At 36.4% G+C, this 17,239-nt stretch carries 15 protein-coding genes; 9 read left to right on the forward strand and 6 right to left on the reverse strand.

From position 1 onward, the window contains the following. The 6 genes from holA (at nt 1) to AB7E53_RS02915 (ending at nt 5,833) form a co-directional block, all read left to right on the forward strand. Entirely contained in the window at nt 1–1,023 is a 1,023-nt protein-coding gene (gene holA / locus AB7E53_RS02890) for a DNA polymerase III subunit delta (RefSeq protein ID WP_079683255.1), read from the forward strand. Nucleotides 1,024–1,956: 933 nt separating this feature from the next. After that, a complete protein-coding gene (locus AB7E53_RS02895; protein WP_446774062.1) occupies nt 1,957–2,412 on the forward strand; it encodes a helix-turn-helix domain-containing protein in 456 nt (151 codons plus the stop codon). 60 nt (nt 2,413–2,472) lie between these two features. Continuing rightward, entirely contained in the window at nt 2,473–3,255 is a 783-nt protein-coding gene (locus AB7E53_RS02900; protein ID WP_179398283.1) for a dihydroorotate dehydrogenase electron transfer subunit, read from the forward strand. Next, entirely contained in the window at nt 3,243–4,154 is a 912-nt protein-coding gene (locus AB7E53_RS02905) for a dihydroorotate dehydrogenase (protein WP_446774064.1), read from the forward strand. The genes AB7E53_RS02900 and AB7E53_RS02905 overlap by 13 nt, the downstream gene beginning before the upstream one ends. A 162-nt stretch (nt 4,155–4,316) precedes the next feature. Continuing rightward, nucleotides 4,317–4,964: an MgtC/SapB family protein gene (locus AB7E53_RS02910; protein ID WP_394353436.1), complete on the forward strand. Its 648-nt coding sequence runs from the start codon at nt 4,317–4,319 to the stop codon at nt 4,962–4,964. A 374-nt stretch (nt 4,965–5,338) separates the two neighbouring features. Then, complete coding sequence (locus AB7E53_RS02915; RefSeq protein WP_446774095.1) at nt 5,339–5,833, forward strand: ester cyclase; 495 nt, start codon at nt 5,339–5,341, stop codon at nt 5,831–5,833. Nucleotides 5,834–5,943: 110 nt separating this feature from the next. Here AB7E53_RS02915 and AB7E53_RS02920 read toward each other — a convergent pair whose 3' ends face one another. The 5 genes from AB7E53_RS02920 to AB7E53_RS02940 all read right to left on the reverse strand — a co-directional run bounded on the left by AB7E53_RS02920 (nt 5,944) and on the right by AB7E53_RS02940 (nt 11,663). Continuing rightward, nucleotides 5,944–6,558, reverse strand: coding sequence for an aminotransferase class IV (locus tag AB7E53_RS02920; RefSeq protein WP_446774066.1), 615 nt, complete (start codon nt 6,556–6,558; stop codon nt 5,944–5,946). After that, nucleotides 6,542–7,585 (reverse strand): aminodeoxychorismate synthase component I, encoded by a 1,044-nt coding sequence (locus AB7E53_RS02925; RefSeq protein ID WP_446774068.1) that lies wholly within the window; start codon nt 7,583–7,585, stop codon nt 6,542–6,544. Before AB7E53_RS02925 ends, AB7E53_RS02920 begins: the two co-directional genes overlap by 17 nt. Before the next feature lies 1 nt (nt 7,586). Then, nucleotides 7,587–8,468, reverse strand: coding sequence for a carbon-nitrogen hydrolase (locus AB7E53_RS02930; RefSeq protein WP_179398277.1), 882 nt, complete (start codon nt 8,466–8,468; stop codon nt 7,587–7,589). A 4-nt stretch (nt 8,469–8,472) separates the two neighbouring features. Beyond that, nucleotides 8,473–9,513 (reverse strand): agmatine deiminase family protein, encoded by a 1,041-nt coding sequence (locus tag AB7E53_RS02935; RefSeq protein ID WP_446774070.1) that lies wholly within the window; start codon nt 9,511–9,513, stop codon nt 8,473–8,475. Between the two features lie 158 nt (nt 9,514–9,671). Then, nucleotides 9,672–11,663: a glycoside hydrolase family 97 protein gene (locus tag AB7E53_RS02940; RefSeq protein ID WP_446774072.1), complete on the reverse strand. Its 1,992-nt coding sequence runs from the start codon at nt 11,661–11,663 to the stop codon at nt 9,672–9,674. A 110-nt stretch (nt 11,664–11,773) separates the two neighbouring features. Between AB7E53_RS02940 and AB7E53_RS02945 the strand changes: the two genes are divergently transcribed. Beyond that, on the forward strand, nt 11,774–13,513 hold the full coding sequence (locus AB7E53_RS02945) for an SGNH/GDSL hydrolase family protein (protein WP_446774073.1): 1,740 nt from the start codon (nt 11,774–11,776) through the stop codon (nt 13,511–13,513). A gap of 67 nt (nt 13,514–13,580) precedes the next feature. On the opposite strand, the gene AB7E53_RS02950 is transcribed toward AB7E53_RS02945, so the two are convergent. Next, nucleotides 13,581–13,967, reverse strand: coding sequence for a PaaI family thioesterase (locus tag AB7E53_RS02950; RefSeq protein ID WP_446774075.1), 387 nt, complete (start codon nt 13,965–13,967; stop codon nt 13,581–13,583). Nucleotides 13,968–14,100: 133 nt separating this feature from the next. Between AB7E53_RS02950 and AB7E53_RS02955 the strand changes: the two genes are divergently transcribed. Both AB7E53_RS02955 and AB7E53_RS02960 read left to right on the forward strand, forming a co-directional pair. Then, complete coding sequence (locus AB7E53_RS02955; protein ID WP_179398274.1) at nt 14,101–15,801, forward strand: glutamine--tRNA ligase/YqeY domain fusion protein; 1,701 nt, start codon at nt 14,101–14,103, stop codon at nt 15,799–15,801. A 13-nt stretch (nt 15,802–15,814) separates the two neighbouring features. Beyond that, nucleotides 15,815–17,239: a tetratricopeptide repeat protein gene (locus AB7E53_RS02960; protein ID WP_446774077.1), complete on the forward strand. Its 1,425-nt coding sequence runs from the start codon at nt 15,815–15,817 to the stop codon at nt 17,237–17,239.

A 17,239-nucleotide genomic window follows, 5' to 3' on the forward strand; every position in this document is an offset into this window, starting at 1 on the left:
ATGGCCAAGAAAGAATATACATTCGAAGAGTTATCCAGAGATATTGTTCAGAAAAAGTTCAGTCCCGTCTATTTTTTTATGGGGGAAGAACCCTTTTTTATGGATAAACTTACCGATTTGCTGATCAATAATGTTTTATCGGAAGAGGAAAAAGATTTTAATCAACTTGTTTTTTACGGTGCTGATGCCGAAGCAAGCGCCATTATCAATGCGGCCCGCCGTTTTCCGATGATGTCTAAATACCAACTTATTGTTGTTAGGGAAGCCCAGCTTATAAAAGATATTGAAGAGCTGAATCACTATGTGCAAAATCCGCTGCAATCTACAGTGTTGGTTGTTAATTACAAATATAAAAACTTGGATAGAAGAAGGGCTTTAGCCGGATCTGTGGATAAAACAGGCATATTATTCGAGTCTAAAAAGGTTGCCGACTATAAAATGCCTGCTTTCATAGGCAGCATGTTACAACAACAAAATATTGCTATCGATGCGAAAGCATCGCAGATGTTGGCCGACTTCTTAGGAAATGACTTAAGTCGGCTTACTAAGGAGTTGGACAAGCTATCTTTGCTTCTTCCTGGTAATCTGCCTAAAAAAATTACTCCTGAACTTGTAGAGCAAAACATTGGTATAAGCAAGGAGTTTAACAATTTTGAGCTTATTAAGGCGCTTGCGTCCAAAGACAAACTCAAAGTAAACCGGATTATTCATTATTTTGATAAGAATCCCAAAAACAATCCTATACAGGCAACCTTACCAGTGTTATTTAATTACTTCTCTAATTTATTGATATGCTATTATAGTCAGGATCGATCCGAAAATGGATTAATGCAGGCATTGGGACTGAAAAACAGTTTTCAGGTCAAAGATTATGCTATGGGAATCAAGAATTACTCGGCCATGAAAGTCTTCAATCTGATATCTGATATACGTACCTGCGATGCTAAATCGAAAGGAGTAGAGAATATTTCTTTTTCAGATGGAGAACTCCTTAAAGAACTTATATACAAAATACTTCATTAGGATTTATTTTATCTTATATTTTACAAGAAGTAAATATTCTATATCTGTAAGTTTAAAAATCTAAATTCAGATTCATTTTCAATAGCACTAGTTATTCTTTTGCATAAAGTCTACTCAATTAAAGGGATTATTGCTAGTTTGTTGTTTACAAACGTACCGCAATAATCCCTTTTCTGGCTGTATTATAGTCAATTAGCTCAAAATAAACCCTCCGAGAATCGAATATTTTACATTACACGAATAGTTGTTCACAAATATAGCCATTTTGCACCAATAGCAGTCCAGCTTAACAAAAATCATATAGTATACAAGCGTAAACCAAGCCAATTTGGCATTTCTAAATATTTTTAGAGAATATAGACAATATACATCTGTAATCAAAAACATGAAATAGGTAGGTTTAACAATCTACACAAACAATTGTTTACATTTATGTAATTCTTGGTTTACGTATTATCAAATAGTTTACAACTATAACAGATCACAATTGTATACAAATGGAGTAGGGGATGCCATTTTGGATGATCCTAATGTAAATTTGCTTATGTTATCGTATTCCAATCAATTATCATAGTCAAGTTGAGAGTTCCTTTAATTTATTCCTTCATTAATTTACAACTGTTACCTATTTGATGTAAATTCACTATTTAAACACTAATACAAATGTTAGTATATATCTGAATACCATTTATTTATATATTTTATGCAAACTTTTAGTTTAATCAATATTTATACCTGATATACCTGTTTCATTTTGTAAACATTACATATGTGTATAGATGTTTACAACCGTACAGTTTAAATTTATAATTATAAATTGCATATTTGTAAACTATTGTTTACCTTTGTTCAAAATTACATTTGTTTACAAAAAAAGAGAAATTAAGACACAATGTCAGCATTAATATACCTTTTCTATTAAATATTATTCAGATGAAAGATAGAATTTTGAGAATCATGGAACATGAAGGAATTTCACCTTCTAAATTTGCTGAAGAGATTGGCATTCAAAGATCAGCCATGTCTCATATTATTTCTGGACGCAATAATCCCAGTTTGGATGTGCTGACAAAAATTATGCAACGATTTACTTACGTGGATACAGATTGGCTATTGTTCGGTAAAGGATCGATGGTTAAAAATGGAATTACTAAAATCGAAGAGCCTAATTTATTTCGCGAGAATGAGATTAATCCGCCCATTGTACAGGTCGAACCCGAATATCGCAAGCACACGGAGTTCAGCAAACCCGAAATTACAACAAAAAACACTGGTATTGAACAGATTAAATACGAAGAACGGAGCTCTAAAAGTGTAAGTAAAATAATGATTTTTTATTCGGATAACACTTTCGAGACCTTTACTCCCGAAAAAAACAAGAAAGAATAAAATTCTATTGGCTTTAAGCCGCTTTATCTTTTATCTTTGTATCCAAATTGTGATATATATATGAAGAAGTATTTACTGGATTTAAAGGTTGCAGATAATGTTCGCCTTCATCCAAATTATTGTCTCCTGAAACTAACTTCAGAAGAAACTCTTCCAGAGATGATTCCCGGACAATTTGTAGAAGTTCGAGTGGATGGTTCATCTTCTACCTTTCTTAGACGTCCAATTTCTGTTAATTATGTGGATAAAGATCGGAATGAATTGTGGTTGCTTGTCCAACTAATTGGTGACGGCACCCGCCGAATGGCCGAATACAGACAGGGAGATACGATGAATGTTGTATTGCCTTTAGGTAATGGTTTTACAATTCCAGATTCGGATCAGGAAGAAAAGAATTTACTACTGGTTGGTGGTGGAGTTGGAACAGCGCCAATGCTGTTTTTGGGTGCTGTTTTAAAATCCAAAGGCTTTCATCCAATCTTCCTATTGGGAGGAAGAACAAAGAATGATGTATTGCAGTTAGACGATTTTGCAAAATTCGGCGATGTTTGCATTACTACTGAAGATGGTTCTTTAGGCGAAAAGGGATTTGTAACAAATCATTCGATTTTGAACACAAAGCTGTTTGATACAATTTATACCTGTGGTCCGAAACCTATGATGGTAGCTGTGGCAAAATATGCTGCTGGCAAAGATATTTCATGTGAAGTGTCTCTTGAAAATACCATGGCTTGTGGCTTCGGAGCCTGCCTTTGTTGTGTAGAAAATACAGTAGAAGGACATGTGTGTGTTTGCACAGAAGGTCCGGTCTTTAATACTAGAAAATTAAAATGGCAAATTTAAATGTAAATATAGGGAATCTGCAATTGAAAAACCCGGTGATGACCGCCTCTGGGACTTTTGGTTATGGCATCGAGTTTGCCGATTTTGTAGATTTAACTCAAATTGGAGGTATATTCGTTAAAGGTACAACAATTGAACACCGCGAAGGCAATCCATATCCTCGTATGGCAGAAACTCCCGCCGGAATGCTTAATGCAGTTGGACTACAAAACAAGGGTGCCGATTATTTTGCAAATAACATCTATCCGAATATAAAGGATATTGATACGTACATGATCGTAAATGTGAGTGGATCTACCGTAGAAACTTACGTTGAATGTGCCGAAAAAATTGCTGCTTTAGACAAGATCCCAGCTATTGAATTAAATATTTCTTGTCCAAACGTTAAGCACGGAGGTATGGCTTTCGGTGTTACTTGCGCTGGAGCTGCAGAAGTGGTTCGCGCCGTAAGAAAGGTATACCCCAAAACATTGATAGTTAAGCTTTCGCCCAATGTAACCGACGTAACGGAAATTGCAAGAGCCGTCGAAGCTGAAGGTGCTGATGCTGTTTCTCTTATCAATACCCTTCTAGGAATGGCTATTGATGCCGAAAAAAGAAAACCGATATTATCGACAGTTACGGGTGGACTTTCCGGACCATGCGTTAAACCTATTGCACTGAGAATGGTTTGGCAAACTTACAATGCTGTTAAAATACCCATTATTGGCTTAGGGGGGATATCCAATTGGAAAGATGCAGTAGAATTTATGCTGGCAGGCTCTTCTGCAATTCAAATTGGAACATATAACTTCGTTGATCCGGCAATTTCTGTAAAAACAGTTGAAGGCATCAACGATTATCTAGATAAGCATGGCTTCAAATCTGTAACCGAAATTATTGGAGCTCTTGAAGTCTAATAATAAATAGTATGTAATATTTGTAATTACAAACTTAAATAATTAAGTTTGTAATTACAATAAACATATTTACCGTCTAATCTTTTACGTATGAATTTCAGTAATGCCATCGATGATTTGCTAACTTTACTACAGAGCTTAACAGTTACTCCGTATACTGCTATGTTGAAATTGTTAGTTAGTTTTGTCCTTGGTGCTATTATTGGATTTGAAAGACAATTTAGAAGGCATGATGCAGGAATGAGAACTTTTACATTAATTTGTATGGGGTCGACTGCGGCAATGCTTCTTTCAATTTGGATTCCACAATCATATCCTAACTTTCTAAATGGAGATCCTGGAAGAATAGCAGCTCAAGTCTTAACTGGAATAGGCTTTTTAGGTGCAGGCGCAATTATACAGAGTCATGGCAGCGTACACGGCTTAACAACAGCTGCTTGTATTTGGGTTATGGCTGTAATTGGACTAACTGTTGGCGCTGGAATGTATATTACAGCTATTATTACAACAATTTTCACATTAATCGTACTTGTTTCTCTCGAAAGTTTAGAAAAGCGGATGTGGCTTGATGGAGTCAATAAAATTTTATCAATAACTTGTAATACGGCAACACCTGATCTTCGAACTATACGAAGTATTATTGAAAATAGGAATATATTTATAGTCAGCCTTTCCTACGAACAAAATTACGATAAGAATATTGCAGTAATTACGTTTAAAGTGAATGTCAAAGCAAAATCTTCTTATACAGAATTATTTAACCAAATTCGCTCATTAGGTTATATATCCCAAATAAAGCTATTAGCTTAACGAAAGTCTTTTACATATTAGCATATCTAACATGATTATTTACTTATTATAATTATGTATCCAATATATTTATAATCACCATTATGTTTAATACTGTTTGCGATAACATGTATCCTATCTTAAAAATACGTAGATATACAAATTAGCCATATAAACTATTCTAAAGCAACTAGAAAATAAAACAAACTTTATTAATTTATTTTTTGTTTTATAATTGAGTTGATTTGCCAAGTACCATCCTAACAAGTGTACTAGATGAATTTGATTAAAATAGTTATTTAATTATAAGGAGGTGCATATGAAAACGGTTAAATTTAAAACTTATTAGTGCTTTATTACTACTGATAATTGCGTTTAGTCTAACAAATTGCATTATTAGTAAGGATGACAAAAAAGAATACGATCAACTTAAGGCACGCTGTGAACTTGAAAGTCAAAACAAAAGTACAGTCAGGCAGGTTTTTGAAGCTATAAATGCCAGAGACTTCGAAAAAATGAGAACTTTTTATGCTCCTGAATATAAGATGACTGGTCCACGTTTGCCGAACGCCTACACTATCGACTCTTTAATTCAGTATATACAAAGAGATATAGCAGTATTTCCAGACTGGAAATATAGTGTTGAGAATATGGTAGCACAGGGTGATACTGTGGCAGTTAAAATAGCCCAGTTTGGTGTTCAAGCAAATGAATATATGGGTATTAAACCTAAAGCAAATCAAATATCAAGAGCAGCCATTTTTATTACGGTTTTCTCCAACGGAAAACTTAAAGAAACATGGATTCTGCAAGATAACCTGGGATTTATGGAGCAAATTGGAATGCAATTGACTGTTAAACCAGAAGATAAGACTAAAGGAAAGAGATAAATTAATACTTTTGGGACTAAATCAGAGGTATTAACCATAAATAAAGGTCAACTAAAATAAAAAAGTCCGAGGAACAACATCTTCGGACTTTTCTTTATTATTTAGTATATCTACGCATTTTTATGAATAGTATTTTTTAATGTAGACTTATTTATCATTAGGTCTATTTCTCCAAATTGTATCATGGCATTAAATAGTCTAATTCTATTATATGTATATATATCTTCCAAATAAATATTACGTTCTTTAATGGTATAATCGCCTAGCAGTTGTTCCCGACGAGTCCCTTTTAAAAGTGGTTTTGCAGGTGTCTCCCATTCCATCCCACTCCACAATGCAATGTTACAGAAACTTGTGTCTGTAACAAGTCCATTCTTAACAATTAGAATATCATCGGCATCATTACGCAAATCAAACAATTGATTAATCCGATTACGATCAGTGCTCTTGTATTTATAATTTATTTCGTTATCAAAAACAAGACTCAGATTGTTTATAGACGGCAGTTTATAAGGTTGATAACTAACATCGATTATCTCTTGGTCATATATTACTCTGCATTTTGTTCGCTCAAAATGTGTCTCAGCATTAATATAATTTTCAAGATTAATGAACGTGGAGGATCCAAATAACTCTTTACGAGTAGTATTAAAGCGCTTATTATGAAAGGAAAGATTCTGGATCTGTCCTTTTTCTATACAAATTGATTCAATATAGTGGCACATATACTTTCTGTATCATTTCGTTATACTCAGATTCTAAATTACTTTTTGCTGTAATACCTCCGCCACTCTTGAAGTAGAATTTGCCGTCGGCCTGTTCTATAAAACGGATCATTACCGTACTATCTAATCTTTCACCATCAAAATAGCCAGCAATACCTGTATAAAATCCTCTTTTATGTGTTTCAGATTCACTTATAATTGCCTGCGTCTTCTTTTTAGGTGCTCCTGTAATTGAGCCGGCAGGTAATAAGGCAAAAAGAATATCCCCCAACTTGGCACTATAATCAACAGGGAGTTTTCCTTTTATTTCGGAACTTACTTGAAGCAAAGAGCCTTTATTTGTCATTATTTTATCCAAATAGCGGTATTTACTTACTGTAACATCTTTTGCAACAATACTCAAATCATTTCTAATCAGATCAACAATTGTTGCATGCTCTGCAGACTCTTTCAAATCATTCAGAATACAATGCTCAGCATCCGGTAATGAGGCATCAATTGTTCCTTTCATGGGATAGGAATAAATATCGCCATTTTGTATACGAACAAATATTTCTGGCGAAAAAAATACAAACCGATCTTTAAACCACATTTTATACAGGGAATCCGATCGAAGAAAAAGCTCCTGCAACGAAAGATTTGTTTCAACCAGAGTAGCACAAGTAAGGTTGGTTAAATACGAATTCCCTTCGTTAATATTTTTGATAACAGTTTGAAATGATCGTTTATAATTTTCCCACGACACAGGCTTCACAACCCATTTTATATCTTTATCTAATTTTGTTGTCCTTTCCGGGTCAGAATTAAAATTACCCATCAGCTCCCCTCCTGCTCTATTTATATTACAAGCATTATCAACATTCGTGAAGCCATTCAAATTGAATAAACATTCTTTAGAGTTGATAAGATGAGGTTCTTCGATAAAGATTTCAGCCTGATAATAATCAATAATAAATAGAAAAGGCTTGCCCGATTTACCTAGCAGATTCATACGGTCAAGCGCTTCTTGTTTAGTAAAAAGTTTCATTTTATTTTAGGAAACGTTCTGTTAATCCACCAAAAGCATCTATGCGGCGATCTCTAAAAAATGGCCACCATCGGCGTACATTCTCACTTCTTGTTTTATCAATTTCCACAACCTGAATCTTTTCATCCAAGTTCGGGAAACTTACAAGCAATTCACCTTGTGGACCAGCAACAAAACTATTTCCCCAAAACTGGATACCATTTGTTTGCCCCGAAGGATCAGGTTCATGTCCGGTTCTGTTCACCGAAATTACTGGTATACCGTTTGCAACTGCATGAGCACGTTGAGAAATAACCCAAGCACCAAGTTGTCTGTCTTTTTCATCAGAAGGATCGCTACTCTCCCATCCAATTGCTGTAGGATAAATAAGCATTTCTGCACCACGCATGGCCATGAGGCGTGCAGCTTCCGGATACCATTGATCCCAACAAACCAATACGCCCAAACGTCCAACAGAAGTATCAATCGGCTCGAAACCTAGATCACCTGGTGTAAAATAGAATTTCTCGTAATAAGCAGGATCATCTGGAATATGCATTTTTCTGTATTTACCAGCAATGCTGCCGTCGCGTTCCAAAACAACCGCAGTATTATGATATAAACCAGGAGCTCTTTTTTCAAACAAAGAGAGTACAATCACGACTCCCAATTCTTTTGCCAGAGCTCCAAATATTTCTGTAGAAGGTCCCGGAATAGACTCTGCTAGGTCAAAAAGAGTAGTATCTTCTGTCTGACAAAAATAGAGTCCATTATGTAACTCCTGCAAAACGATTAGTTCGGCACCATCTTTTGCACAACTGCAGATACCAGCTTTCAATCTTTCGATATTATCAGCTATATTACCTGTATTTTTTTGTTGAATTAAACCTACTTTCAATTTCATACTTCTATTCTTTTATAAAACCCTCGGGATATTGCATAGTAACACAATGAAGAGATCCGTGTTGTTTTATCAACGGTAAACAATTAATTCCTACAATTTCACGGTCTGGGAAAGCCTTTCTCAACTGACTTATGGCCTCATTATCTTTAGGAGAATTATAAGTTGGCAACAATACTGCTCCATTGATAATAAGGAAATTAGCATATGTTGCAGGCAAACGCTCACCATTCCATTCCACTTTATCTGCCATTGGCAAATCAATAAGTTTATATGGTTTATTATCTAGCGTACGGAACTCCTTAAGCTGCTCTTCCATCTCTTTAAGCTCTGCAAAATGTTCATCAGTTTCATCATCACATTTTACATAGGCAATAGTATCCTCGTTACAAAGACGAGCCAATGTATCAACATGACTATCCGTATCATCTCCGGCTAAATATCCACTTTCAAGCCATAAAACCTGCTTAAACCCAAAAATATCTTTAAGTTGATTTTCAATCTCTTCCCTGCATAAATACTCATTGCGATTGAGAGACAATAAACATTCTGCCGTTGTTAGTAATGTACCCTTCCCATCAGATTCGAGGCTACCTCCTTCCAGTACGAATGGTTGCATATTTAGAGGTAAAACTTCGTCGGCAAATGTATTAGACATAAACAACCTTCGAGTAATCAGATTATCTTTATCTGCTGCAAACTTCATTCCCCAGCCGTTAAAAACAAAGTCGTAAACCGCCGGAGTGCCATCGATAAAAACAGAAATACCACCATGATCTCTGGCCCAAGTGTCGTTTGTGTCCATTTCACGGAAAATCACCTTGCTATAATCTACATCTCCCAACTGCTGTTTTACAATCTCCTGATCAGCACATACGATAAGAAGCTTCTCCCGTTTAATAATTTCGTGCGCAATGGAAACAAAACAAGGAACAACTTCTTCCAATATAGGAGCCCAATCGGTATCCTCATGTGGCCATGTAAGTTGTACTGCACTTTGCGGTACCCACTCGGCCGGAAATAGTATATCTACATTCTCTCCTTTCATCTTTCTTCAATATTTCTTTATGATAAACTGCCCCTAATTTCTATTACTATACAATGTAACAGAAATCAGGTCGTAATGCATGGCAAAGATACAAAAAAAACAGAGAGGCAGCACTTCCGAAAAAGTACTGCCCCTCCAATATAAATCAAAACAAGAAATTACTTAAAAATACGCGCTGCAAAACCTCCACCCGGAGCCATTTTGATTTGCAACTTTTTATTGGCTGGAATCGTAATGATTTCTTTTTTGTAGTCCCTGCCAGCTCTGTCGGCATTAACCCCGTCTTTAAAAATTTCCGCCTTAAACGTTCCTTCTCCCAAAAAAGAAAGATCCAACTCTAATTCTCGCGAATCCCAGTTTGTGAGTGCCCCAACATACCAATCGGCTCCATTTCTTCTTGCAATAGCAACATATTCTGAGACTTTACCATCCAGAGACATGGTTTGATCCCAAACAGTTGGAACTGAAGCGATGAATTCCGTACACTCTTCTTCGCGCATATAATTAGAAGGATTGTCGCATAACATGTTAAACGGTGATTCAAAAATAACATAGGTCGCCAGCTGCCGGCAGCGGGTTCCCTGGCTCATCGGCTCCGAATTAATAGGTCGATAGCTACCTCTTGCAGCATTTCGCATCGCCCCTTGCGTGTAATCCATTGGACCAGCAATCATACGAATGAATGGAATAGTAACATCGTAAGTAACCATATCATAAGATTCCGGTGACCATTTTAATTGCTCCAGACCGTTTACTCCTTCGTAATTGATTACGTTCGGATACGTTCTATTTAAACCTGTTGGCTTAAACACTCCATGAAAATCGACCATCATTTTATATTTTGCACAAATCCGGGCAGCTTCGTATAAAAAGTTTACCATCTGCTGGTCGTCACGATCCATAAAATCTACTTTAAAACCTTTTACACCCATTTCGGCATAATGCTTAACCACTTTTTCCATATCACGGTGGAATGCCCAATAACCGGCCCAAAGAATTATATCCACATTCTTGGATTTTCCGTACTCAACAAGACCTTTAAGGTCAATCTCAGGAATAACCTGCATCAGATCTGCTTTTAAATTAACAGACCACCCTTCATCCAGAATAACATAACCAATACCGTGGGCTGATGCAAAATCAATGTAGTATTTGTAAGTTTCATTATTTATGCCTGCCTTAAAGTCTACACCATAAATATTCCAATCATTCCACCAATCCCAGGCAACTTTTCCCGGTTTAACCCATGACACATCTCCTGCACGATTGGGAGAAGCAAGGCGAAACACCATATCATTATCAGTCAGCTGTTTATCCGATTCAGAAACAATAAATGCACGCCAAGGGAAAGTTCTTGTTCCAGTAGTCTTAGCTATAAAGTCTTCACGTTGTTTAACTAACATTTGCAAGCGGTTATGACCACCCTGTTCAACTGTTTTAGGATAAGGAGCATGAACCGCCTTCAATGATGGCTTTTCTGTAGAATTATTTAGGAACATGCCGGGAAAATCTTCCAGATCTGCCTCAGTAATACATAGCTTTTTACCATTATCGAGCGTAACCAGAAATGGTAAGATCATAAGTCTACCCGAGTTTAATTTCGTAATAGGCTCATTTACATAAGGTTGTTCGAAAGAATTAAAAAACTGCTGCTCGAAAGTAGGAGCTTTACTATTAACATATGGGGCAAAAGTCTCATAATTCTTAGTGAAGTTATAGGATGCCTCTTCAGATTTAACAACGATATCACCTTTCTTTCTAGTTACAAAACGATAAGCCAATCCATCATTATAAGCTCTGAATTCAATAGACCAATTACCTTTAAAATTCAAGCTCATTCCGTTGTAGGAATCGGCAACCTCCGCCTTTTTATAAAATGGAGAAGGGATAACCTTATTGACAGCGCTTCTAGTTACTTTAGCAACTTTAGCATGTAAGCCAAGTATCTCATCTCCTTCAAGAGACATTGATATTGAAGATGGAGCCAGTACCTCTGTTTCTTCATGCGAAACTGAAAATGAGATAGTTTTATCTACATTAACTACGGTTTTTAATTTACCGTCGGGAGAATCTAACTGATAACTTTTTTGAGCCATAGCCTGCAGGCCAGAAGCTAGAAATAAGGTTAGACATACAAGTTTACAATTCATGGTTTTTTTATTTTATAATTGATCCTGCAAAGATAAGAGCTTTTACAAATTTTTAGTTTTTAAAAATGTATTATCTTTGTCAGTTTTGTATCAAATTTCAATTAAATACTATGTTAAATTTAAAGATTACAAGTTTATTTATGCTTTGTCTGTTTCTATTACCGGCAAATGCACAACAAAAATGGTTCAATCCGATGAATACGGATTATCCGGTTATTCAGAATCAAGGATGGACAAAAGAAATTGGTAATTCTTATGCCAGGCTACCCCAAAGAGCAAAAAGCGAAGTGAGGGAACCTCTATGGAATTTATCACGCAATTCGGCAGGTCTTGCCATTCACTTCTATTCAAATGCAAATAATATTACCATTCGCTACAAGGTGGAAGGATCTTATTCTATGCCTCACATGCCTAATACAGGTGTTTCAGGAATCGATCTTTATGCGATAGACAGTGATGGAAATCTGAAGTTAGCTTCCGGCAGCTATAAGTGGGGAGATACAATCTCTTTTAACTACAAAATTGATGCAAAAGACAAATATCATAACTTGGGTTTCGAATATCGCCTTTATTTACCAACTTATACATCTGTTAAGTGGTTAGAGATTGGAATTCCGGAAAATGCAGATTTAGAATTCATTCCTTTACGAGAAGAATTACCCATAGTGGCCTATGGCACCTCCATAACTCAGGGAGCTTGCGCAACCCGTCCTGGCATGGCGTGGACAAATATAGTATCACGTTCGTTAGATTTACCTGTTATTAACCTTGGATTTTCGGGAAATGGCAAATTAGAAAAGGAGGTGATAAACTATATTAATGAACTGGATGCTCAACTATATATTCTAGACTGTTTACCCAATCTTCCCGGATATAAAGAAGAGGATGTTTTTAAAAAGGTTGTAGATGCCGTAAAGCAAATCCGATCTAAGCACAACACTCCTATTTTGTTGACCGAACACGCCGGATATAGCAATGCAGGCTTAGATACAACCCGTCTGAGAGATTATACAATTCCGAATAAAGCTTCTCGAAAAGCCTACGAACGCTTATTAGCAGATGGTGTTAAAGATTTGTGGTATCTTTCTAACGAAGAATTGAATTTTTCGATGGACAGTTGGGTTGATTATGTACATCCTTCAGATTTAGGAATGCAATTTTATGCTGATGCGTATAATAAAAAAATACGTGAAATTTTAAAAATGTCCAAAGGAAACCTCACAACGACCTGCCCGGTTACTCAACGTAGAGAACCAGGAAACTATGAATGGCTCAAACGTCACCGCGAAATCCTTCAAATGAATAAAGCAAATCCTCCGAAAGCCGTTGTATTTGGCAATTCAATCATGCATTTTTGGGGAGGAGAGCCCAAAGGTCCGCGTTCAACGGGAAAAGATAGTTGGGAAGCATATATGGAGCCACTTGGCTTCCGTAACTTTGGCTATGGATGGGATCGGATTGAAAATGTATTATGGCGTGTATACCATGGTGAGCTTGATGGATATAAGGCCGACCGAATTCTTATTAAAATCGGGACGAATAATTTTGGAGTGAACAGTGATAAAGAGATTTTGGCAGGATTGGACTTTCTTTACAAGGCAATCCGTCAGCGTCAGCCCGAAGCAACAGTTACAGTACTAGGTATTTTACCTCGGAGAGGTATGGAAAAAAGAGTTGTGTCAATAAACAAAGAGATTAGTAAATTAGCAAAGAAACAGGGTTTTATATATAAAAATGTGAACAAAGACCTGCTTCTTTCCAATGGACAAATTAATGAGTCACTCTTTGGAGACGGCTTACATCCAAATGCCGAGGGTTACAAAATAATAGGTAAAAAGATTACCGAATAGAGGAAAGTCTTTTTACCCATTATTACTTAACAGACAATACATCAAATCTGAGATTTATTTTCTAAAATTAATCAGGTTTGATGTATTCGTTTACAATGCAAAATGTACCCGAAGCCTTGGCAACAATTACATCATCACAATATATTTCACATTCGCTGAAATGAACTCTTCTACCAGCTTTAATTAAGATTCCTTTGGCAATAAGTTCATTTCCCCATGCCCCCCTTAGAAAGGAAACTTTAAGCTCTGCCGTTAATACATCCAAATTTACCGGAGTTACTGTATAAGCTGCAAAACCGGCTATAGTATCGGCAAGTGCAGCTACCACCCCACCGTGTATCACTCCACTATATTGTTTATGTTCTGCTGCTAATGGCATTTTAGCTTCAACCTTGCCTTCTTCAATGCTTGTAAATTCTATACCCAGATGATTTAAATAAGGATTTTCTTTCACACGATTGATCAACTTTGATTTTATCTCGGCGTCCATATATTCTTTTTGCCCGCAAAATTAGTTAATACTGCGAAGAAAGCCCTATCTTTGTCGTTTAAAAATTAAAATAACATCGTATTATACTTTGTAACATATGAGCGAGATCAATATTAAAGAGGAAGAAGGAAAAAAGAGTCTTAACTTTATAGAGGCTTTCGTAGAGAGTGATTTGGCTGCTGGAAAGAACGGCAAAAGAATTCAAACCCGTTTTCCGCCGGAGCCCAACGGTTACCTGCATATCGGTCATGCCAAAGCGATTTGTCTGGACTTTGGAATTGCCGAACGTTATAACGGGATTTGCAACCTGCGTTTTGACGATACCAATCCGGTAAAGGAGGATGTTGAGTATGTAGACTCAATCATGGAAGACATCAAATGGCTTGGCTTTCATTGGGAAAATGTATATTACGCTTCAGATTATTTTCCTCAATTATGGGATTTTGCAGTTCGTCTCATTAAGGAAGGCAAAGCCTATGTGGACGAACAAAGTGCAGAAATTATCGCTCAACAGAAAGGAACTCCTACCCAACCGGGAACAAACAGTCCTTTTCGCGATCGCCCGGTAGAAGAAAGTCTTGATTTGTTTAATCGTATGAATCAAGGTGACTTTGAAGAAGGCAGCATGGTATTACGTGCCAAAATCGATATGGCTTCAAGCAACATGCACTTCCGCGATCCTATCATATATCGTATCATAAAACACCCGCACCATCGTACCGGCACAGCGTGGAAAGCTTATCCTATGTATGATTTTGCACATGGTGAAAGTGATTATTTTGAAGGAGTGACACATTCATTGTGTACATTAGAATTTGAGGTTCACCGTCCTTTATATGATTATTTTATTGATTTGCTTAAGAAAGACGACGATTACCGTCCACGTCAGATCGAATTTAACCGACTGAATCTTACCTATACAGTAATGAGTAAACGTAAGTTGCTGCAATTGGTTAAAGAAGGACGTGTAAATGGATGGGATGATCCACGAATGCCTACCATATGCGGTTTTAGACGCAGAGGATTCACCCCCTCTTCTATCCGTAGCTTTATCAACAAGATCGGCTATACAAAATACGATGGTATTATCGATGTAGCACTATTGGAACATGCAGTCAGAGAAGATCTGAATGCTACTGCTCCAAGAGTTTCGGCAGTATTGGATCCTGTAAAATTAATCATTACAAACTACCCGGAAGGGAAAGTTGAAATGATGGAAGCAATTAATAATCCGGAAGATCTGACTCAGGGAAGCCATGAAATAGCCTTCTCACGCGAATTATTTATTGAAAGAGAAGACTTTATGGAAGATGCTCCTAAGAAATTTTTCCGTATGACTCCCGGTCAAGAAGTTCGATTGAAGAATGCTTATATTGTAAAATGTACCGGATGTAAGAAAAATGAGTCTGGAGAAATTGAAGAGATATATGCCGAGTATGATGAGTTGACTAAAAGCGGAATGCCTGAAAGCAATCGTAAAGTTAAGGGAACACTGCATTGGGTATCTGCCGAACATAGTTTACCTGCAGAAGTTCGTCTTTATGACCGATTATTTACTGTTGAGAATCCATCGGAAGATAAAGAAAAGGACTTCCTTGAACTTCTTAATCCAGACTCGCTAAAGGTTTTGACAAATTGCCGGGTTGAAGCAGAGTTACAGCATGCAAAACCTTATGATAACTTCCAGTTTCAGCGCCTGGGCTATTTTAATGTAGATCCGGATAGCAATAGTGAAAAGATTGTTTTTAACAGAACAGTATCACTTAAAGATACATGGAGTAAAGTGAAAGATAAATAACTAGATAGAATTAATGATGAAAAAAAACATTTCGCAACTGTTAGAGAAATTCAAAACAGGTTTGGCGGAAGGAAAAGATCCCTATTTCGATTCTGAAGAAATAGAGGATCTTTTGAATGGTATTAGTGATGAAGAAGCAAAAGAATACTTAATTCCAATTTTAGACTTGGGACTAAGACTGTATCCTTTTAACCAATCTCTACTCATTAAACGAATTGAAAAAGAGTGTATTAATGAAAATTACGAAACGGCATTATCGTATGCCGAGGAGTTAAAGCACGTTGATGATCCGGATCTTCATGTGGCACGTTTGGAATGTTTCTGTATGTTAGAGGAATACCACAAAGCGGTCACATATCTTGATAATTTGGAGGCAGAAAAAAACGAATACTTAGAAGAAGTATACGAATCGTTTATAAATATCCTTGCCGATCATGAATTCTATACGGTAGGAATTACTTTTGCAAAAAAGGCAATTAAGTTATTTCCGGATAACAATGATATTCAATTAGCTCTTTTATATATTTATTTCGACTACGAAAAAAATAAAGAAGTAATAAGGCTGGCTACTAAGCTTACAGACAAAATGCCCTATTCTTACGATGTCTGGTATATGCTTGGCGCGTCTTATGCTCGAATAGAAGAGTTCAACAAAGCAATCGAGGCCTTAGATTTTGCACTCACGTGCAAAGATTGTCTGGAATCCAAAATGCTTAAAGGTTTTTGCCTTGCCGGAATCAAGAATTACAAGGAGGCACTGGAAATCAACCTCGAAGTAAATAAAGAAAAGCCCACCAGTCTTGTTCAACAAGCAATTGTGCAGTGTTATAGTTATTTGGGACAGAACGAAAAAGCAAAACTTTTATCAAGATTTCTGATTGAAGTGTACAAGGGAAACTGTCCGAGATCAGTACTTGGCTGCTATCTTAATACTTGCATGGTCACTTCACAAGAAGAAGAAATGATTGATGCGCTAAAAACTCTGGCATCCACTGGATCACAGCATAAAATGCACCTATTTCTTCAAATGATGGTAAGTAGTTTAATGGATCTTGAGGATAGCACCGATTATTCCGAAGAAATTCTAAAACTCAAAATAGAATTTGGAGGCAATATGAATTTATTTCAGGATATGCTGTTTAAAAAAGGCTTTTTTCATTTTGCAGCCGGTGAGGTTCGTTCTGCCTTGCAATATCTGGAAGAACTGGAAGAAGAAAATTCGGATTATTACCTGCTTCATCCCTTATTAACTTTATGTTATCTTGAAACAGGTAATAAAGATCGATTCTTAAATCAGCTATCTTTGTTGCCGAAAGATAGATTGACAGTACTTTCAAAGATAAATCATATACATTTTAATCCGGTGCATGATAAAATTATGCCAAGGAGCAAAGATCTTAGCAGTATATTAATAAAGAATATAAACAACTACAATTAA

Source organism: Macellibacteroides sp., from assembly GCF_050251695.1.
Lineage (GTDB): Bacteria > Bacteroidota > Bacteroidia > Bacteroidales > Tannerellaceae > Macellibacteroides > Macellibacteroides fermentans.

Coding starts and splice junctions, on each gene's coding strand:
- holA (WP_079683255.1), top strand. CDS start 1: ATGGCCAAGAAAGAATATACATTCGAAGAGTTATCCAGAGATATTGTT.
- AB7E53_RS02895 (WP_446774062.1), top strand. CDS start 1,957: ATGAAAGATAGAATTTTGAGAATCATGGAACATGAAGGAATTTCACCT.
- AB7E53_RS02900 (WP_179398283.1), top strand. CDS start 2,473: ATGAAGAAGTATTTACTGGATTTAAAGGTTGCAGATAATGTTCGCCTT.
- AB7E53_RS02905 (WP_446774064.1), top strand. CDS start 3,243: ATGGCAAATTTAAATGTAAATATAGGGAATCTGCAATTGAAAAACCCG.
- AB7E53_RS02910 (WP_394353436.1), top strand. CDS start 4,317: ATGTTGAAATTGTTAGTTAGTTTTGTCCTTGGTGCTATTATTGGATTT.
- AB7E53_RS02920 (WP_446774066.1), bottom strand. CDS start 6,558: ATGTGCCACTATATTGAATCAATTTGTATAGAAAAAGGACAGATCCAG.
- AB7E53_RS02925 (WP_446774068.1), bottom strand. CDS start 7,585: ATGAAACTTTTTACTAAACAAGAAGCGCTTGACCGTATGAATCTGCTA.
- AB7E53_RS02930 (WP_179398277.1), bottom strand. CDS start 8,468: ATGAAATTGAAAGTAGGTTTAATTCAACAAAAAAATACAGGTAATATA.
- AB7E53_RS02935 (WP_446774070.1), bottom strand. CDS start 9,513: ATGAAAGGAGAGAATGTAGATATACTATTTCCGGCCGAGTGGGTACCG.
- AB7E53_RS02940 (WP_446774072.1), bottom strand. CDS start 11,663: ATGAATTGTAAACTTGTATGTCTAACCTTATTTCTAGCTTCTGGCCTG.
- AB7E53_RS02945 (WP_446774073.1), top strand. CDS start 11,774: ATGTTAAATTTAAAGATTACAAGTTTATTTATGCTTTGTCTGTTTCTA.
- AB7E53_RS02955 (WP_179398274.1), top strand. CDS start 14,101: ATGAGCGAGATCAATATTAAAGAGGAAGAAGGAAAAAAGAGTCTTAAC.
- AB7E53_RS02960 (WP_446774077.1), top strand. CDS start 15,815: ATGATGAAAAAAAACATTTCGCAACTGTTAGAGAAATTCAAAACAGGT.